Here is an 18,383-nt window from a genome sequence, read left to right as displayed (position 1 = left end):
CCAACCACGCCCATCGCAGGGCGTGCTGGGCGCTACTATGAACGCTAGACTTTGCAAAGGTAAATTCATGGCTGTTATGTCGATCGTTCGTGCCAAGGGCATAGGGTTTGCGCAGATGACGCGCCGGGTGTGGGCGCTGACCCAACCGTACTTTGTGTCAGACGAAAAATGGCGCGCGCGTGGGCTCTTGCTGGCCATCGTGGCTTTGAACTTGGCCATGGTCTACATGGCCGTGCTGTTTAACGACTGGAACAAGTTGTTTTACGATGCGCTGCAAGACAAAAATGCGTCCGTGTTTTGGACGCAGTTGGGCCGGTTTACCTACCTTGCTTTTGCCTTCATCGTCATTGCGGTGTACAAGTTTTACCTGACGCAAATGCTGGAACTGCGCTGGCGCACCTGGATGACGGGGCACTACCTCACGCGCTGGTTGTCTCACCATGCGTTCTACCAACTGGAGTTGGCGCGTTTTGCGGTGCCGGGCCACGCAGACCATGCCAACCCAGATAACCCTGACCAGCGCATCCAAGAAGACATCAACCAGTTCACCAGCTACACCATTTCACTGAGCATGGGGCTGCTCAACGCGGTGGTGACCTTGGTGAGTTTTGTGGGCATTTTGTGGGCCTTGTCGGGCGGTTTTAGCTTTACGGTGCAGGGAAGCAGTTACACCATTCCGGGCTTTATGGTCTGGATGGCCGTGCTGTACTGCTTAGTTGGCAGCGTCATAAGCCATTGGATTGGTCGCCCACAAATACGGCTGAACTTTGAGCAACAGCGCCTAGAAGCCGACTTTCGCCACCACATGGTGCGTGTGCGGGAGTACAGCGAGTCCATTGCCCTTGACCGTGGCGAGCAGGCGGAACGGGGGCAGTTGGACGCGCGCTTTGGCAAGGTCATGGGCAACACGCTGGCGCTTATCAAGGCGCAAAAGAACCTGGTGTGGTTCACCAGCTTTTTTGGACAAGCGGCGGTGGTTTTTCCGTTTGTGGTGGCTGCTCCGCGCTTTTTTAGTGGGGCCATTCAGCTCGGTGAGCTTATGCAAATCTCCAGCGCATTTGGGCAGGTGCAGGGCGCTTTGAGTTGGTTCGTCGATAGCTACAGCACCTTGGCGACTTGGCGTGCTACCACCGATCGTTTGACCAGTTTCGAGGCCTCCGTCGTGGCGATAGAGGACACCGGGTCTGCGCAGCATGCTACGCAAGTTGAAGCGACTACTGCCGGTTTAGCGCCTGAGGGGTTGCGCACAGAAGGGCTCAGCGTCGCTTTGCCAACAGGGCAGGTCTTGCTGTCGGGTGTGGGCGTGGCGGTAGATCCTGGTGACACGGTGCTGCTGCAAGGGCCATCGGGCAGCGGCAAGTCATCCCTGTTTCGTGCCTTGGCTGGCATTTGGCCTTTTGCCCAGGGCACCGTACATAGTCCGGCAGACGCCATGTACCTTCCGCAGCGCCCCTACTTTCCTAATGGGCCTTTGCGTGACGCATTGGCCTACCCCGAGTTTGCAAGCCACTACACGGACGCCATGCTGCAAGACGCCTTGCGCGAGGCGCAATTGCCCCACTTGTGCGGGCAGCTGGACACCATCGATGCGTGGGGGCAAAAGCTATCGGGTGGCGAGCAGCAGCGCCTGGCGATCGCCCGGGTGTTTCTCAAAAAACCGCGTTGGGTCTTTGCCGATGAGGCCACGAGCGCCCTCGATGAAGCCACTGAAAAAAGTATCTACAAAAGCTTGCTTGCGCTTGTAAATACTGGGCAAGGCGCTCTTGTTTCCATAGCGCACAGGCCTGGGGTTGCGGAGTTTCACCAGCGCCGCTGGGAGCTAGCGCCAGTGCCACACCCACACGGCATGGGCGCCAAGTATCAGTTGGTGGAGAAGCGCTCGTAGCCCCGGGCGCGCAACTCGCACGCAGGGCAGGTGCCGCAGCCATAGCCCCAGGCGTGGCGATGCTCCCGGTCGCCCAGGTAGCAGGTGTGCGTGTGTTCCACAATCAAGTCCACCAGTTTTTGGCCACCGTCGGGCACGCCCGACGCGGCGCCTAGTTGGTGTGCCAAACGCCATGTGTCGGCTTTGTCGATCCACATCAGCGGAGTTTCGATCAGGTAGCGCTTGTCCATGCCAAGAGACAAGGCCAGTTGCATGGCCTTCATGGTGTCGTCACGGCAGTCGGGGTAGCCCGAATAGTCGGCCTCGCACACGCCAGTCACGATGACTTGCAGGTCGCGGCGGTAGGCCACCGCCGCAGACAGGGTGAGGAACAAGAGATTGCGGCCCGGCACAAAGGTGTTGGGCAGGCCACTTGCCTCCATTTTGAAGGCGGTGTCCCGGGTCAGTGAAGTCTCGCTCACGGCGCCAAGTACGGCCAAGTCCAAGATGTGGTCTTCACCCAGTTTGGGTGCCCATAGGGGGAACTGCTTGCGTATTTCTTGCAGGACTTGAAGCCGGGCTTCTAACTCGACGCTATGGCGCTGGCGGTAGTCAAAGGCAATGGTTTCCACGCGGTCGTATCGGGCGAGGGCGTGGGCGAGGCAGGTGGTCGAGTCTTGACCCCCAGAAAACAAAACAAGGGCAGTGGTGTGCATAGGCGTAATGGTAGTGCAACTTCCAAAACTGTATACAAAATAAGAGAAATGGTGCTGCCCGCAGTCTGACCTTGTGCGGTTGGCGAGGGGCAGGCAAGCCCCTGAGCGAGGTGACGGCCTCAGATGTTTTCGTTTTTGTTGACCTTGCTGGCCGAGTACACCAACTGCTGTTTGATGTGGGCCGCCGCCCCTTCAATACTGGTTTGGGGCGGCGTAGCGTTGATGTTTTTGACCTGTTCCACCTGCACCGCACTGGCGCTGGCTGTCCACATGGTGCGCAAATGGTCCATCAAAACCTGCGATATGGGTTTGGGAGGTGGGTTCTCCACTTTTTGCGGCACAGGGCGGTGAATAGTCCAGTCGCGGTGCAGCGTGGCTTCTTCGTTGCCCTTGGCCGTAGGGTCCGCCACACTGGTGTACACAGGCTCACCTTGGTTCGGCTTTGCCGCTTGGTTCACCAAGTTGATCACACTGGGACTTGGCTCTGCGGCCGTAGTCACCGAAACCGAAGGGTTGACCGGGGCCACAGGAATCACCTTGTTTGCCGCAGACGAAGCCAAATCTGCGCCGGCGGGGCGCACATTTGGGTTTCGATCGACAGACGGCAATTGCATGATGTTTCGGCCCTTGGCCTCTCCGGTTACTTTTATGAGTTGACGTACATTTCTTAACGGCAGATTTAGAGGCTTATTTAGGCCTATTTTTAAAAAAAGTGATTTTTTTTGAAAATAAGCACTTCTGGCGTCCGCTGGGCCGCGAAGGCCCAGGGAACGCTAGGTCAGCGGTCCGCGCTTGGGTGTTGCGCTTGCCTGAGCTCTCGCACATGCGACTGGCGTTGCCGCGCGAGTGCCAAGTCTTCAGCCCGCACGGTGCAGACCAGTAGCGACTCTTCTCGTGCGGCTGCGCCCAGCACTTGGCCACTGGCGTTGCATACCGTGCTGAGGCCGCCATAGGCCACGTCGGCTTCGGCCCCCCAGTAGTTGGCGTAGGCCACCGCAACTTGGTTTTCGTAGGCACGCACGGGCACCAATGTGCTGGCGACGAAGTCGTAGTCCGGCATGTTGGCGGTGGGAACCAACACCAGGTCCGCCCCCGCTAAGGCCAAGCGCCGCGTGTTTTCACCAAACTCTACGTCGTAGCAAATGAGCAAACCGATCGCCCATCCGCGTAGCTCGATCAGCTGACTTTGTAAGGGGGCTGCCGAAAACTGGTTGCGGTCTAGGGCGCCGAACAAATGGGTTTTGCGGTAGTTCAAGCCCGGCGCGTCGTGCCCCTGCACCAATTGGGCCGCGTTGTAGACATGGCCCACCGCATCGCACTCAGGGTAACCATACGCAATTGCAATGCCTTGCTGCTGAGCGATAGCTTTTACCGCTTGTGCATAGCTGCCGTCGCTCGCTTGGGCCAATTGACGGCATGCGGATGCCCCAATGTTGTAGCCGGTGATGAACATTTCTGGGGTCACCAAGACCTGTGCGCCTTGCTGCGCGGCCCTTTGGGCAGCGATGTTTAGGCGGCGCAGGTTGGCCTCTGTGTCTAAGGGCCAAGGTGCACACTGGTACAGCGCCAGCGTGAGGTCTTGTCTAGGGAGCTGCACAGAGTTTGCCACCTTAGTCTGGCAGGGCGATAGGGCCTAAAGTGTCAAACACATCGCCGGGGCCCGGATTGCTGGCATGGGTATGACCACCCAGATGGTGCACGATGCCCCAGACTGCATTCAAGGAGGTCTGCACCGCACCCTCGACCCAAGCAGGGGTCCAAGACACATCGTCTCCCGCGATGAAGATGCCACGCTGCTCGGCGGGCATGGTTTTTTGCACAAAGTGGGCATACATGCGCTGGTTGTAGCGGTAGTGCCCCGGCAAAGCCCCTTTGAACGCCCCCAAAAAGTGCGGGTCGGCTTCCCATGACACACATATGGGGTCTCCAATGATGTGGCTGGCGATGTCGACTTTGGGGTAAATCTTTTTCAATGCATCCAATGCGAGCTTGACCCGCTTTTCCACCGGTTGGGGCAGCATTTTGAGCGCGTCACCCATCCACGCATAGGACAGGCAGATGACGGCAGGCTTGTCGGGACCGTTATCAAACAGGTAGGTGCCCCGTGTGAGTCGGTCGGTGAGGGTCATGCTCATGAGGTCCCGCCCGGTTTCTGGGTCTTTGTCTTTCCAGAACGGCCTGTCCACCATCACAAAGGTTTTAGAGGACTGCATGTAACGGGTGCGGTCCAGCGCCATCCACATTTTTTGTGAGAAAAGCGACTCCTCGCAGTCAATTTGCGTGGTCAGCAGCCAACTTTGGCAGGTGGTGAGAACGGCGGCGTACTCACGGGTGTCGCCCCAGCGGTCCGTCACGGCCAGCTGCCCGTTAGGCGCACGCGCTATGCGGGCCACACCTGCCCTGGTCGCACCCCCATGCAGCGAAGCAAGTGTGGTCCCTGCAGGCCAGTGCACCGGCTTGGCGGGCGCTAGTTCCCAGAGGCCATGCGGTACTTGGTCTGCCCCGCCCACAATGAGGCGCTGGTTCTCATCGCAGTTGGTCATGACCACCCGCAGAATTTCGAGCATCGAATTGGGAAAGTCTGAGTCCCACCCCCCGGTGCCGAAACCGACCTGGCCAAACACCTCGCGGTGTTGGAAGGACAGGCGTTTGAAAGCGTCTGAGCTGGCCACAAAGTCGTAGAAAGTGCGGTCATCCCACTTGGGGATGAGGTCATTCCAAATGTGCTTCAAGGTTGCAACATCGCGGGCTTTGATCGCCGCCTGGACTTCTGAGAAGCGCGCGTCCTTTTCCAATGCTTCGGCCCAGGCCTGGGCCACCTCGCGAAACAGGGGCGGCAGGTCTGCCAAAGACTCTGCGTAGTAGGTCTTGCCTTCCAGGTCCACCACCGTGCTGCCGGACGCGGGGGTCAGGGGGTTGGGGAAGGGCTGGGTTTGCAAGCCCAATTGGTTGACATAGTGGTAGAAGGCGGTGCTAGACACAGGGAAGCGCATGCCGCCCAGCTCAGCCACCACGCCTTGGGCACCTTCAAAGTGCTGGGAGCGCAGGCGGCCCCCCATCTTGGACGCTTCGTAAATGACAGGCTTGAGTCCCAGCTTCATGAGCTCGTAGGCAGCAACCATGCCTGCCATACCCGCACCTACAATCGCGACTTCTTGGCCATGGCAATGCGAGGGCAGCACACCTAGGCCGTCGGGGTGGGCAATCCAGTCATCAAATGGAAAGGGAAAGTCGGGACCAAACAGGGTGACGGGCTTTGCGCTTGCGTGGGTGGCAGGCGCATTCTGGGTAACACTCATGACGTAACCTCAAGACTAGTTTTGTAAACAAGTCTGAGAGCATAAACGCAGGCCTACCCGCTTCATGCCATGGTTTGCCCACCCGCCTCACGCGACGAGCTTGGTTCAGACGTCAATGGCAGCGCGCATTTCATGGGGCTTCACAAAGCGCCATTTGCCAATCCAACTGGCAAACACAGAGGCTGCCAGTGTTGCAGCAGAAACCATGAGCAAGGGGTGCTGCCAGTTGCCCTCATAGGCGTCAAACATGCTGGCTTTGAGCGCACGCACAGACCATGTCACCGGTAGCCAGGGGCTGATCTCTTTGTACCAGCCGCCGCTGAGCTCAATGGGCACAATGCCACCTGAGGACGACATCTGAACGGCCAGCAAGATCATGGCAAGGCCCTTGCCAGCGTCGCCAAAGGCACGCGTCAGGGCAAAGACGATCAGTAAAAAGGTCACCCCTGAAATCACCAAGGTCAAGACAAAGGCTCCGCTGTGGACCAAAGGTATGTGCAGCAAGTAGCGCACCATGGCCGCCAAGAGCACGGCCTGCAGAACCACAATGGCGCTGGGTAGCGCGATTTTCCCAATGACTTGCGCGGGGGGGAGGAAGAATTGGGCATGCCGGGGCAAGACCCGCACATGAATCAAGAAGGCCGCAATTCCTGCGCCCAACCACAGGGCCGCAGGCAGCACATTGGGCGCAAAGCCGCTGCCGCTGTTGGGTACCGCTGCCTCCACGTCCATGACAGGTTGCACCGACACCGCCAAGCCCTGCGCGCTGCCATCGAGCTTGGCAATGTCTTTGGGTAGGGAACTAGACAAAAGCTCAATGCCTGCCGCCAAGCGCTGCGCACCCGCGTTCACCTTTTGGGTCGCCTCCGCCACGCTGCTCACCCCATTCGCCACTTCGCCAGCGCCTTTGCTGAGTTCGTCTAACTGGCTGTCTTCTGGCAGTTTGCTCACCATGGTCCGAATGCCACCGCCCAAAGTGCGTACGCCGCTGGTCAGGGTGTTCACGCCAGTGCTGACGGCTTTGGCGCCATCCGCTAGCTTGACCTGCGCGCCAGATGCACTCTGGATTCCCGTGTGCAGCTGTCCCAAGCTGTCCGCCAGCTTGTCGAGGTTGTCTGTGACTTTGGCGGGCACAAAAATGCTGTCTTTGGCCTCGGTTTGGAATGCGCCAACGCCGTCCCGTATCTTTTGTGAGCCCGACTGCAGCTCTGCCAAACCTTGGCCAAACTCTACGTGTCCTGCGGACAGGGTTTCCGCCCCATTGCGCAAGCGGTTCAGGTCGGCGTTGGCGGGGCGCTTCGCATCCATCGTCTTTAAGCCTGCGCCCAGTTCTTTCACGCCTCTGGTGAGTTGGCCTACTCCGTCGTTGAGACGTCCAGCACCATTGGAGAGGGTTCGCGCCCCATTGGCTGTTTGGACGGTCCCGGCGCGCAATTCGTTGGCGCCAGTGCGCAGTTGTTCAACACCGTTACGCAGGGCTTCCACACTGCGCTGCGATCCTGCTGCATTGCTCAGTACCAAGGCCCAACGCCGCTCATTGAGGCTGTCATTGACGTCTTGGCCCAGCGTCTCCGCAAAGTGGCGCGCAATAGCGGCACTTTCAAAGTTGTTGCCCTCTGAGGTGTAGACCACGAGTTTGCCAGCGCCTACCGAAGCTCCGGGGATGGCATTGGAGCTAAACCCTGGAGGGATGATCAAGGCAAACGCGAGTTCGCCGGTGCGCACCAAATGGCGGGCCGCCGCTTCGCTTTCGATGAGCTGAAAGCCAAACCGCCTACTGGCCTGCAGCCGCTGGCTGACTTCTTTGCCAATATTGAACACCGTGCCCCGGTACTCCACCCCTTGGTCTTGGTTGACCACCCCCACAGGCAAAGCGTTGGTGTGGGCTAAAGGGTCCCACACGCTGGACAAGTAGATCGCTGCATACATGGCAGGGATCAAGGCGACCACTGCCGTGGCTAACACTAACCGAGGGTAGCGCGCAAAGAAACTGAGTTCAACGCGAATGATGTACCAGATTTGGGAGAAAAACTTCATGTCGTGCGCGCCGCGAGTGATGCCTAACGATAACCCAGTTGCAGGCACGGCGAAACCATCCTGTGAAGCGTTTTACCGATCTTTACCAGCGGATGCCCCATTTGAAAAAGAGTTTGCTCAGAACAAACAAGTGCCCCACCCAAAAATACTGCAGATCCTCCATGGCAGAGGGCTTCTTGCCTTCGATTTGGTGCCCATAGTCTTGCAGCAGCCACGCACCCGCAAAGGCCGAGACGCTGAGCACCCAAAGCACCCAAAGCACCCCTAAGGCACCCAGAATGCCCGCCAGCACCAGCATGGCAAGGAGGGTGATGGCCATGGCAACGCAAAACTCGAAAGACAGCCGGGCGTAGTACAGCAAACTCAGGACGATAAACACCACAGCAAGCCAAGGGTAAAGCGCATACAGCACGCCGACCACGCTGAACAGGTTCAGCGGTGTACTGACCAAGTGGATGCGTTCGTTGCTGGGGTGGGTATGGTTGGCGGTGTAATGCGCCAAAAGCAGATCCACCTTGCGTGACCCAATGGCGAGGGCCGTGTGTTTGGGGTTGGCGGGGCTGGTGGATGCCATGGCTAACTCCTTGTGTGGGAGCCGGATATTCGCAGATTGCCCCAGCGCTGACAAGCCTTAAGCGCTTATGTGGCAGGGGTTTAGCCCACTGGAGCGTGCTAAGCGGGCGCGCGGCTGAAGCGCGCAATGAAGCGGCGGTCAATCCACGCTTTGAGCCACCACACCCAGTGGCCCTGGGCGCTCAGGCTTCCCCAGCTGGCGATGGCATAGCGGCCTCCGCACGATAACAGGTTCAGGCTGTGCGGCAAGGCGGAATGGGCATGCAAACGTGCACCGCTGGTCACTGCCGCCAAGTTGCGCACCAGCGTTTTGCCAGCACGCATGGCGTACACCCCATTGCGCTCCCACGCCCGGTCTGTGCGGGTGCATACGTCGCCAGCCGCAAAAATCGAGGCATGGCTGGTGCTGCGCTGGTACTTATCCACTGCGATAAAACCTTGCGAATCCAGGTCCAGCCCACTGCCGGTGAGCCACACGGGGGCTTGTACACCCAATGCAATCAATGGCACGTCACACGCCAAGCGGGCACCGCAGCCCAAGTGCACGGCATCGCTGTGGATGCGGGTGGCGGTGTCTTGCAGCACGGTGATACGGCGTTTCTTGAGGGCTTGCAACAAGCGCTTTTGTACCGAGGGCGAGTAATTGGCACCGGGTGGTGTTGACCCGCTCACCAAGGTGACTGCGGCGTTCTTCAAACGGTGGCGCACGGCCATGGCCATTTCGACACCACTTGCGCCACCGCCGATCACGGCAATACGCAGTGCTTGGCTGTTACCTTTGTCGCTGATGCGTGGCCACAAGGCGCTGAAGGCTTCCAGCGGTCGAATAAACAAGCCGTGGGCGCGGGCACCGGGCAGGCTGCTGTCAATGAGGTCTCGGTTTTGGATGGCCCCTGTGTTAACCGACAGCCAGTCGTAATGCACGCGGCTGCCGTCGTCCAATTGCACGAATTGGGTTTCGGCATTGAGCGCTTTGACGCTGCGCTGTAGCCAGCGCACGCCGCCCAGGCGCACCAAGGGCTCCATCGCCACCGCACATTCGTCCAAATCGAAATGCCCGGCGACAAATCCCGGCACCATGCTGGCGTGAATCTGCCGAGGATGGGGGGCCACCAAGATGATGCGCACCCCGATCAGGGGAGACTGCGCCAACTTCGCCAGCATTTGCAAATGGGCAAAGCCAGCGCCCAGCAGCACCAGTTGGCGCGGTTGGTAGCCTGGACCGTCCACATGGGTGTCGTGTTCGTTGTGGGTTGGCAAAAAAGTGTCAGTCATGGGGCCTATTGTTTCATGGGTCAGACCTTGCCTGCCAAGCCTAAGCTGGCTCGTGCAGTGGGCACCGCGTCTGCAAGTACCAGCGGCGCTATCGCCTCGCTAGGCGGCAGTACTTGGCCAATGACGGCGGAATAGGGGTAGCCCGCTTGGTGCAATGCCAGTACGCAGGCTTCGGCATGCTGGGCCGGTACGCTGGCCAAAAGCCCCCCTGCTGTTTGTGGATCAAAGAGCAGGGGGTAGCGTGGGTGGCTCGTCCACTCAGTGGCGTTGCGCAAAGCGGTTTGCACACGCGCATTGGCACTGTGCAGGGAGCTGAGGGCCCCTTGGGCCATGCACTCCAAGGCACCGTCTAAAACAGGAATATCACCCAGCACTAGGGTGGCGTCGGTGCCGGACGCGCGGGTCATTTCTAGCAAATGCCCTACAAGTCCGAACCCCGTGACGTCGGTGCATGCGTGTGCGCCATGGGCTTGCAAGACCTGTGCAGCGTGTTGGCTGGACTGGAGCATGCTGGCCAGTGCGGCTTGCACCCAACGCCCACGGGCCAGCCCACGTGCATGGGCTGCCAAGAGCGTGCCGGTACCCAGGCCTTTGGTCAAAATCAGTACATCGCCCGCTTGCATGGCGCTCTTGCGCCAAAGCGTTTGCAGTTCCCCCTGCGCGTTGATATCTAACAAGCCATTGATGGCAAAGCCCAAAGCCAGTTCTTGGCCCTCGCCGGTATGGCCACCCACCAAGCTGCAATGGGCCGCGTTGAGGACTTCCACGGCACCCGCCATCATGTGGGTGAGCAGGGCTTCGGTTTGGCGGTCAATGCCAGCGGGCACGGTGGCAATGGCAGTGGCGGTGTGGGGCAGAGCGCCCATGGCATAGATGTCACCCAAGGCATGGTTGGCGGCGATCTTGCCAAACACATACGGGTCGTCAATAAAGGCCCGAAAAAAATCAACGGTGTGCACCAAGGCTTTGCCCGCAGGCACACGGACCACCGCTGCGTCGTCGGGGGTATGCAAGCCCATCAGCACATCTGGGTTGTGGACAGGCGTGAGGCTGGAGAGGGCGCGCGCCAGAATGTCAGGGCCCACCTTGGCGCCGCAGCCTCCGCACCGCATCGCCAGGGCCGATAGGGCTTGTTGCGACTCCTGTGTGCTCATGGCCAGCGCTGGCTGCAGGAAAGCGGCAGGCTTGGTCTGGTGCGGCCCCATAGTGGGGAGTTGGCTGAAGCGTTGCATGAACGCGCGGTCAATGCGGTCCTTCCAGCGCCACACCCACTGGCCTGCAAAACCCAGCGCACCGCGTGAGGCAATGGCGTAGCGGTCGCCCGTGCTGATGAGGGCCAGCCACCGGGTTTGCGGGTGGTAAGCCCGTAGCGGCAGCCCGGCCAAACTCTGGCGCAAATTGTGGGTAAGCGGCTTGGCCATGCGCACCGCAAACACACCGGCCTTTTCCAAGGGGTGGCCCGCGATGCTGGCCACATCCCCTGCGGCAAACACACAGGGGTCCGTGACGGACTGCAACTGCGTATTGACTTGGAGGAAACCGGCAGCGTCCAAGGCCAAACCCGTGCTCTGCAACCACGCCGCGCCGCCGGCTTGGGTGACCCACATGACTTCGTCTGCGGCCTGCCATTCACCCGTTGCCACGCGTACACCACTGGCCGCAATTTCTGCCACGCGCGCGGCGGTATGCACATGCACACCGCGCTGCATCAAGACCTGCGCAAATCGCTGCTGCACGCCGCGGTTGTGGGTCGGCAAGATGGTGGCCTCTGCCGTAAACAGGTGAAAGTGCAAGGTGGTGGGCTTGCGGCCCAAGCGGGCGAGCTCTTGGCGCAGCCGGTACTGCATGGCCAAACACAGCTCTACGCCACCGGCCCCTGCGCCCACCACGGCCACCGTGAGGTCGCCTGTGTGCTGGCGCGCGCGCTCCAAAAGGGCCAACCACCGCTGGTTGAACTGGTAAATGGGCTTGACGGGCACCGCATGTTGTGCCGCCCCCGCGACTTGGCGCACGCTGGGGGTGGAGCCAATGTTGATGGACACCAGGTCGTAGGGCACAGGGGGGCGGTCGCGCAGCAGCACGGTCTGTGCGGTTCGGTCTATGCCGGTCACTTCGGCCTGAATGAAGCGGGCTCCTGCAAACACGCACAGGCGGCTGAGGTCGATGTGCACGTCATCGTAGCTGTAGTGCCCCGCGATATAGCCCGGCAACATGCCTGAGTACGGGGTGTGTGCATCGGTGCAAATGACGGTGATGCGCACCCCCGGCACGGGTTGCATACCAAAGGCTTTGATCACGCCCACATGGCTGTGGCCACCACCGACAAGCACGATGTCTTTGACGATAGGCGAGGGAGCTTGCTGCATGCGGGAAAGGGGCCTATTCAGCGGGCCAAGTCATTGAGCCGCCAATCGTAGTCCAAGAATTCAACGGGCAAGCCACCTGCTTTGAGGCGGGCGCGGTCCTCGGCTTGGGAGCTGAGTTGGTCGGCATAGCGGGCACCTACATCGCTTAAGGAGAAAAGCCCTAGGTGGCCTTTCTCAAAGTCGGCCCGGTACCACTTGAAGATGGCGTTGAGATAGAGGGTGCCGTCGGCATAGCGGTTGCGGGTGGGGTCGCCCATAAACCGCTGCATGCCGTCGTCCAGTTGGCGCTGCAGCGCGCTGTCGGTAAATGCCTCAGGGCGCAAGGCGGGGCAGCCGATGCTGGCGCAGTTCAGGGCGGCGTGCAGGCGCGGGTCCTTGTACACAGGGCGCAGTTGCGCATGCTCCACCCAGTCCAAGCTGCGCTGCTCGCCCAGCAGTGGGAACCACTGCTTCTTCCAAGGCGATTGGAAGAGGGTGCCCAGGTCTTTGATGGACTTGAGGTCTGGGTACTTGCCCAGCACCAGCTCCAAAGTGAAGCCGTTGTAGGCGTTGATGAGAAAGGCTTGCCGTTGTGCAGGCGAGAAGCCCTCAAACTGGGCCTTGCTGACGCCCGACCAGCCAGCAAGAATGGCCTGCAAGTCCGCTCTCGCCTGGGTTAGCCCCCGGTAGTCCACCCGCGACTGCTTGCCGTCTGGCAGCCACTGCACGTATTTCTTGAGCAGGGTATCCCATGCGGCATAGCGGTGGTCAATGCCGGAAGAATTTTGAGAAAAAACCGCATTTGCGCCCGTGGTTATTGTGCATGCAGCTACAAATTGAATAGCAGTTCTGCGATCCATAAGGCTTAGCCTCTGCGCCAGGTGTGGAATTTGCGCACCCATTCGAGCAATCCGTGGGGCTGGTGGGCGCGCTTCCATTCACCGGCGGCGTATTTGTTGGCTTCGCTGAGCGTGGGGTAGGTGTGAATGGTGCCCAATATTTTGTTGAGCCCCAGCCCATGGCGCATGGCCAGCACGTATTCCGCCAACAGGTCTCCCGCATGTGTGCCCACAATGGTGACGCCCAGTATCTTGTCTTTGCCAGGCTGGGTGAGCACTTTGACAAAGCCATGGGTGTCACTGTCGGCAATGGCGCGGTCCAAGTCGTCCAAGGGGAAGCGGGTGACTTCCACCGCAATGCCTTTGTCCTTGGCCTCTTGTTCGTTCAGGCCAACCCGCGCCACCTCGGGGTCCACAAAGGTGGCCCAAGGAATCACGGAGTAGTCGGCCTTGAATTTTTTGAAGTCGCCAAACAAGCCGTTGACAGCCGCGTACCAGGCTTGGTGGGCGGCCGTGTGGGTGAATTGGAACGGCCCCGCCACATCGCCCACGGCGTAGATGTTGGGGTAAATGGTTTGCAAATACTCGTTAATCGCCACGGTGCGCTGCACCGGAATGCCCAGGTCTTCTAGCCCATAGCCGGTCAAACGGGCCACGCGGCCCACGGCGCACAGCAGTTGGTCAAAGCCAATGCGCAGCTCCTTGCCTGCAGACTCCACCACCAGTATCTTTTCACCCTGGTCGATTTCGCAACGCAAGGCCTTGTGCCCGGTGAGCACCCGCACCCCGTCGGCTTGCATCACTTGGGTCACCAGCGCAGACACTTCTGCATCCTCGCGCGCCATGATGCGATCCGCCATTTCTATCTGGGTCACTTCGGAGCCCAAGCGTGCAAAGCTTTGCGCCAGCTCGCAGCCAATGGGGCCGCCCCCCAAGACCACCAAACGCTTGGGTACCTCATCCAACTGGGCAAAGGTGTCCCACAGTGTGTCGCTGGTCACATAGCCCACGGTGTCCAAGCCGGGCAGTGGCGGCACAAAAGGTCGTGCACCTGCCGCAATCACAATGCTGCGGGTTGTCAGAATCTGCTTGCCGCCGCCGTTTAGCGCTATCTCCACCGTCCACGGGTTGAGAATTTTGGCGTAGCCCTGAAGCACCTCCACCCCTAAGCCGGTGTAGCGCTCAATACTGTCGTGCGGTTCAATCGCGGCAATGACCGCGTGGATGCGCTGCATCACTGCCTTGAAGCTGAAACTGGCGGGCGTGTCGTGCAGGCCGTACTGGCTGCCATGCTTCATCTGTGCGGCTAGCTTGGCGCTTTTGATCAGGGCTTTGCTGGGCACGCAGCCGTAGTTCAGGCAGTCCCCGCCCATTTTGTGGGCTTCAACCAAGGTGACTTTGGCCTTGACCACGGCGGCAATGTAGGCACTCACCAAGCCCCCTGCACCGCCGCCAATGACCACCATATTGCGGTCAAATTGCTTGGGTTTGACATGCTTCCAGCGGGCGTAGACCTTGCGCTGCTGGACCGCGTCCATCAGCTTGCGTGCGATGAGCGGAAATATGCCCAAGAGCACAAAAGAACCTAGCAGGGCAGGGCTCACCACATCTTGCAGGCTGTGAATGTTGGCGAGTTGGGTGCCCGCATTTACGTACACGGCGGTACCTGCCAACATGCCCACCTGGCTGACCCAGTAGAAGGTGCGTGCCCGCATGGTGGTCAATCCCATGGCGAGGTTGATCACAAAAAACGGCACCACCGGGATCAGCCGCAAGCTCAGCAAATACCACGCGCCTTCACGTTCCACGCCCTTGTTGAACTCGGCCAGTCGCGCACCGAAACGGTCTTGCACCGTGCTTTGCAATACAAAGCGTGCTATCAAAAATGAGAGCGTAGCCCCGAGCGAGGACGCAAATGACACCAGCAACAAGCCCCAGCCAAACCCCAAAACCCCACCCCCTGCGAGCGTGAGTACGGCAGCCCCTGGGAGGGACAGCGACGCTACCGCGAGGTAGGTGGCGAAGTAGAGGCCGCGTACCAACCATGGCGATGCGGCATACCACTGGCTAAAACTCTCCTGGCTTTGCTGCAAATAGACCAAGCTCAGAAAGCGGCCCAAGTCGAGCGCAAAAAACAGCACGACCAGCGCGGCCAGGCCAGAGAGCAAAAGAATTTTGGAAGTTTTCATGGGTGTGTGAGGGCGCTTGGGGGTAGTGCGAGCCAGCGATGCTTAGCTAAAGCTTTTCCAGCCCCACCAAATACGGGTCGCGGTGGTCACGGCGCACAGCGCCGCAAAGGTGTAGGCCAGCAGCGCAAAGTGCTGGGGCCACAGGCACATGGCCATGAACGTGGCCAAGGTCTCGGTGGCCTCGGTGAGACCGCCCAAAAAGAAGAACGACTTGTCCGGGTAGTCCACACTGTGCAAGCCCCGCTTGGCGGCAAGTGCAGCAAATGCCAAAAAGCTGGAGCTGGTACCCATAAACGCCATGAGCAGCGTGGCAGCGGCCAGTGCATTGGCAGCAGGGTTAGCCAACGCAAAGGCCAGTGGAATGCTGGCATAAAACAAAAAGTCTAAGGTAATGTCCAAGAATCCACCGGCATCGGTAGCTTGGGTTTGGCGGGCCACGGCGCCGTCAATACCATCGCTGAGCCTAGACAGCAATATGGCGATTGCGCCCGCTAAATATGCCTGGGTAGCTATCAAAACCGCAGCAAATATTCCAATAAGAAAGCCGACGACAGTGACACTGTTGGCACCCACGCCCAGCTTTACCAAGGCTTTGGCGGCGACATGCAGGGTGGGGCGAATCAAACGGACAGCAAAACGGTCAAGCATGGCGGGGGCGTTGGAGGGGGTGAGGCCATCGTAGCGGAAACTACGTATGGCCGTGAATGTGGGGCTGGTGAGCCCTGCCTAAGCCTCAGTCGTGGCACAGCGGCCAGGTCTTACAAGGCACGGCGGCGTGCCGACCTCTCAGAGTAGCCCAAGCCCTCGAACATGGCCGCTCGCCCGGCCAAGCGCATCGTGGGTTTTGGAGCGTGTAGCGACGAACACGGCACCTACGCCGCGATGGGCCGCAGGGGCTGGTCCTCAAATTCGGTGTTGAGCACCACGGTGCTCGTGGTGCGTGCCACGCCAGGGATGGACTTGATTTGGTAGAGCACGGCTTCCAACTCGCGCGCATGGTGGGTGCGTATTTTGGCTAAAAAGTCGTATTCCCCAGCCACGCTGTGTAACTCCTGTACGGCGGTCATCTCACGCAGGCGGGGGGCCACCTCGCGGCAGTGTGCGCCGCCGTCATTACGAATGGCCACAAAAGCGGTAAACCCCAGCCCGACAGAGTCAGGGTCCACACTGATGGAGAAGCGCCGAATCACGCCGCGCTCCAACATCTTCTTGACACGTTCGTGCACGGCGGCAGTCGATAGCCCGACCTCGTTGCCAACTTCGGCGTAAGAACGTCGGCCATCATTGCCTAACGCCGTAAGAATTCTTCCGTCAATGTTATCTATCTGTATATTTGCTTGCATTGTGGTATTTTTTGTGTATTATTTCGATATTGCGCCAACGTGCAGAAAATTTTACGAAGAAATTAACAATATGCCTACTAATTTACAGACGGGTGGGGTGAAAAAAGCGTACTGGAAGCTCATCACCGCCTTGTTGCTCGTTTACATCGTCTGGGGAACCACGTACTTTGCGATCGGCATCGCAGTCAAGAGCATGCCGCCCATGTGGATGAATGGCGCGCGCTTCTTTTTGGCTGGCTTGCTGATGCTGGGTTGGGCACTGGTGCGGGGTGAGAAGTTGCCCACAGCTCTACAGTGGCGCAATGCAGCACTGGTGGGAGGGCTGATGGTGTTTGTCTCCATGAATTTGGTGGTGTTTGCCCAGAAGAACGGCATTGGGTCTGGCCTGATGGCAACAGTGATTACCACGATGCCGATGTGGTTGGCTCTGTGGTCGCGCTGGGGCGGAGAGAAGGTGCCGGTGACCAGCTGGATTGGGCTGGCTTTGGGCGTGGCAGGGGCAGCACTGTTGTCGCTAGAAGGGGATTTTTCGGCCAGCTGGCTGGGAGCGCTGGCAGCTTTTGCAGCCCCCTTGTGCTGGAGTATCGGTTCTTACGCTTCCCGCCGATTGGACTTGCCTGGTACGGCCATGGCGTCTGCTGCCCAGTGGCTCACGGGCGGGGTGATGGGCTTGGCGGTCGCGTGGCAGCTTGAACCCCATGATGCCTTGGCGCATGCGAGTGCGTCCGCATGGTGGGCATGGGTCTATTTGCTGGTTTTTGGGACGCTGATTGCCCTCAACGCCTATCTTTGGTTGCTGCAAAACACCAGCGCCGCAGTGGCGGGTAGCTATTCCTTTGTCAATCCAGCGGTTGCTTTGCTGGTCGGTGCGGGCATAGGCCACGAAGTGTTGACGGGCTGGGTGTTTGCAGCCTTGCCTTTGATTGGGGCCGCCTTGGCCATGATTTTGTATGGAGCCTCCATCCAGGCTGCACTGGCACCGGTGTGGGGCATGTTGACCAAGCGCTTTGAGAACAAGCAAGCCTGAGGTCTTGCCCAACCGCGATGCCGGGTCAGTGTGTAGCACCTAGTCAGGCGTGCGCGGCCCGGTGTACAGCAAGTCACGCGCTTGGGCTGTCGGTAGGTATTGCGAGTTGATCTTTAGCAGCGTGCCGTCACGTAGCATGTCGCTGACCAAGGCGTCCCATTGCTTGGCCTGCTCTGGTGTGAAGGTCTTGCGGGCCAGTATCAGGGTGCCCACGGAAAACTGATCGGCGGGCGTCCAGTCGTGGATCACCACTTTGGCTTTGAGTTGCTTCTCGGCGTAATAGGCATTAAAGACCAAGGGTTGGCTCAAAATGCCGCTGACCACACCGCGGTCTAGCAGTTTGAAGAGTTCATTGACATCCGCACTTTCAATGACTCGCCCTTGTTTTGCCAGCCTAGCAATCAAACTGTCGTAGGCCATTTCGTGGCGAAATCCGCGCACCACGCCCAGTCGGTAGTTGCCGGCTTCGAACTGTTCGAGGGTGCTGGCTTTGCTTGCAATGTGCCTGTCTAGCAAAAACAAATTGCGGGTTTTCATGTAGGGCAGCAAGAAGCCGTACTCTTTGCGCTCGGGCGTTGGAATGGCGGCTGTGGCCAGGTCTAAGGTGCCAGCCTGAAGCTCCGCCCAGATGCGGTTGCGTGGCAACACCACTTGCACAAACGCGCACCCGGTGCGCTTGGCTATGGCGTCTAGCATGCGGGCATCGATGCCGTCGCCCGCTGCTTGCCTGTACATCAAGCCAAACTCAAACAACGCGACCCTGATGGGGCGTGAGCAATAGAGCTCAGTGGGTGCCGCAGCTACACCCATGCTCAGTCCAGCTAGGCAGACGCTTAGTAAGTGGCGAAAGCGGTTGAAGACTGGCATGCCCACTTT

Annotated in this window: 15 protein-coding genes; 2 read left to right on the top strand and 13 right to left on the bottom strand. The window is 59.5% G+C overall.

Features of this window, described 5'->3' with window-relative positions:
• Positions 1-67 precede the first annotated feature (67 nt).
• Positions 68-1,885: an ABC transporter ATP-binding protein/permease gene (locus EXZ61_RS17015; protein WP_425353587.1), complete on the top strand. Its 1,818-nt coding sequence runs from the start codon at positions 68-70 to the stop codon at positions 1,883-1,885.
• Here EXZ61_RS17015 and queC read toward each other — a convergent pair.
• The 12 genes from queC to EXZ61_RS16955 form a co-directional block, all read right to left on the bottom strand.
• Positions 1,861-2,580, bottom strand: a complete 720-nt coding sequence (queC, locus tag EXZ61_RS17010; protein ID WP_142812889.1) for a 7-cyano-7-deazaguanine synthase QueC — start codon at positions 2,578-2,580, stop codon at positions 1,861-1,863. The two genes, EXZ61_RS17015 and queC, sit on opposite strands and share 25 nt — an antisense overlap.
• 119 nt (positions 2,581-2,699) lie before the next feature.
• Entirely contained in the window at positions 2,700-3,194 is a 495-nt protein-coding gene (locus EXZ61_RS17005; RefSeq protein WP_142812888.1) for a hypothetical protein, read from the bottom strand.
• Positions 3,195-3,358: 164 nt separating this feature from the next.
• A complete protein-coding gene (locus tag EXZ61_RS17000) occupies positions 3,359-4,177 on the bottom strand; it encodes a carbon-nitrogen hydrolase family protein (protein ID WP_168224800.1) in 819 nt (272 codons plus the stop codon).
• A gap of 13 nt (positions 4,178-4,190) precedes the next feature.
• The gene (locus tag EXZ61_RS16995; protein ID WP_142812886.1) at positions 4,191-5,879 is read right to left on the bottom strand and encodes a flavin monoamine oxidase family protein; all 1,689 of its coding nucleotides are present in this window, start codon (positions 5,877-5,879) and stop codon (positions 4,191-4,193) included.
• A 105-nt stretch (positions 5,880-5,984) separates the two neighbouring features.
• A complete protein-coding gene (locus tag EXZ61_RS16990; RefSeq protein WP_142812885.1) occupies positions 5,985-7,916 on the bottom strand; it encodes a YhgE/Pip domain-containing protein in 1,932 nt (643 codons plus the stop codon).
• A gap of 82 nt (positions 7,917-7,998) precedes the next feature.
• Complete coding sequence (locus tag EXZ61_RS16985) at positions 7,999-8,490, bottom strand: Mpo1 family 2-hydroxy fatty acid dioxygenase (RefSeq protein WP_142812884.1); 492 nt, start codon at positions 8,488-8,490, stop codon at positions 7,999-8,001.
• A gap of 98 nt (positions 8,491-8,588) precedes the next feature.
• Positions 8,589-9,764 (bottom strand): FAD-dependent oxidoreductase, encoded by a 1,176-nt coding sequence (locus tag EXZ61_RS16980; RefSeq protein ID WP_142812883.1) that lies wholly within the window; start codon positions 9,762-9,764, stop codon positions 8,589-8,591.
• Between the two features lie 20 nt (positions 9,765-9,784).
• Positions 9,785-12,130 (bottom strand): selenide, water dikinase SelD, encoded by a 2,346-nt coding sequence (gene selD, locus EXZ61_RS16975; RefSeq protein WP_142812882.1) that lies wholly within the window; start codon positions 12,128-12,130, stop codon positions 9,785-9,787.
• A 17-nt stretch (positions 12,131-12,147) separates the two neighbouring features.
• Entirely contained in the window at positions 12,148-12,969 is an 822-nt protein-coding gene (locus tag EXZ61_RS16970; RefSeq protein ID WP_142812881.1) for a DUF547 domain-containing protein, read from the bottom strand.
• A gap of 5 nt (positions 12,970-12,974) precedes the next feature.
• Positions 12,975-15,137, bottom strand: coding sequence for an FAD-dependent oxidoreductase (locus tag EXZ61_RS16965; RefSeq protein ID WP_142812880.1), 2,163 nt, complete (start codon positions 15,135-15,137; stop codon positions 12,975-12,977).
• A 42-nt stretch (positions 15,138-15,179) separates the two neighbouring features.
• Positions 15,180-15,785: a CDP-alcohol phosphatidyltransferase family protein gene (locus EXZ61_RS16960; RefSeq protein ID WP_142812879.1), complete on the bottom strand. Its 606-nt coding sequence runs from the start codon at positions 15,783-15,785 to the stop codon at positions 15,180-15,182.
• Positions 15,786-16,009: 224 nt separating this feature from the next.
• Complete coding sequence (locus tag EXZ61_RS16955; protein WP_237218992.1) at positions 16,010-16,480, bottom strand: Lrp/AsnC family transcriptional regulator; 471 nt, start codon at positions 16,478-16,480, stop codon at positions 16,010-16,012.
• Between the two features lie 70 nt (positions 16,481-16,550).
• On the opposite strand from EXZ61_RS16955, the gene EXZ61_RS16950 reads away from it, so the two are divergent.
• Complete coding sequence (locus EXZ61_RS16950) at positions 16,551-17,507, top strand: EamA family transporter (RefSeq protein ID WP_142812878.1); 957 nt, start codon at positions 16,551-16,553, stop codon at positions 17,505-17,507.
• Between the two features lie 39 nt (positions 17,508-17,546).
• Here EXZ61_RS16950 and EXZ61_RS16945 read toward each other — a convergent pair whose 3' ends face one another.
• On the bottom strand, positions 17,547-18,374 hold the full coding sequence (locus EXZ61_RS16945) for a substrate-binding periplasmic protein (RefSeq protein ID WP_142812877.1): 828 nt from the start codon (positions 18,372-18,374) through the stop codon (positions 17,547-17,549).
• Between the last annotated feature and the right edge of the window lie 9 nt (positions 18,375-18,383).

The sequence above is a fragment of the Rhodoferax aquaticus genome, assembly GCF_006974105.1.
GTDB classification, from domain to species: domain Bacteria; phylum Pseudomonadota; class Gammaproteobacteria; order Burkholderiales; family Burkholderiaceae_C; genus Allorhodoferax; species Allorhodoferax aquaticus_A.
The sequence above is the reverse complement of the archived record's forward strand: the minus strand, read 5'-3'. Positions and strand labels throughout refer to the sequence as shown.

What these genes read in the sequence shown, in the direction of transcription:
- EXZ61_RS17015 (WP_425353587.1), top strand. Translation starts at nt 68, where the DNA reads ATGGCTGTTATGTCGATCGTTCGTGCCAAGGGCATAGGGTTTGCGCAG.
- queC (WP_142812889.1), bottom strand. Translation starts at nt 2,580, where the DNA reads ATGCACACCACTGCCCTTGTTTTGTTTTCTGGGGGTCAAGACTCGACC.
- EXZ61_RS17005 (WP_142812888.1), bottom strand. Translation starts at nt 3,194, where the DNA reads ATGCAATTGCCGTCTGTCGATCGAAACCCAAATGTGCGCCCCGCCGGC.
- EXZ61_RS16995 (WP_142812886.1), bottom strand. Translation starts at nt 5,879, where the DNA reads ATGAGTGTTACCCAGAATGCGCCTGCCACCCACGCAAGCGCAAAGCCC.
- EXZ61_RS16990 (WP_142812885.1), bottom strand. Translation starts at nt 7,916, where the DNA reads ATGAAGTTTTTCTCCCAAATCTGGTACATCATTCGCGTTGAACTCAGT.
- EXZ61_RS16985 (WP_142812884.1), bottom strand. Translation starts at nt 8,490, where the DNA reads ATGGCATCCACCAGCCCCGCCAACCCCAAACACACGGCCCTCGCCATT.
- EXZ61_RS16980 (WP_142812883.1), bottom strand. Translation starts at nt 9,764, where the DNA reads ATGACTGACACTTTTTTGCCAACCCACAACGAACACGACACCCATGTG.
- selD (WP_142812882.1), bottom strand. Translation starts at nt 12,130, where the DNA reads ATGCAGCAAGCTCCCTCGCCTATCGTCAAAGACATCGTGCTTGTCGGT.
- EXZ61_RS16970 (WP_142812881.1), bottom strand. Translation starts at nt 12,969, where the DNA reads ATGGATCGCAGAACTGCTATTCAATTTGTAGCTGCATGCACAATAACC.
- EXZ61_RS16965 (WP_142812880.1), bottom strand. Translation starts at nt 15,137, where the DNA reads ATGAAAACTTCCAAAATTCTTTTGCTCTCTGGCCTGGCCGCGCTGGTC.
- EXZ61_RS16960 (WP_142812879.1), bottom strand. Translation starts at nt 15,785, where the DNA reads ATGCTTGACCGTTTTGCTGTCCGTTTGATTCGCCCCACCCTGCATGTC.
- EXZ61_RS16955 (WP_237218992.1), bottom strand. Translation starts at nt 16,480, where the DNA reads ATGCAAGCAAATATACAGATAGATAACATTGACGGAAGAATTCTTACG.
- EXZ61_RS16950 (WP_142812878.1), top strand. Translation starts at nt 16,551, where the DNA reads ATGCCTACTAATTTACAGACGGGTGGGGTGAAAAAAGCGTACTGGAAG.
- EXZ61_RS16945 (WP_142812877.1), bottom strand. Translation starts at nt 18,374, where the DNA reads ATGCCAGTCTTCAACCGCTTTCGCCACTTACTAAGCGTCTGCCTAGCT.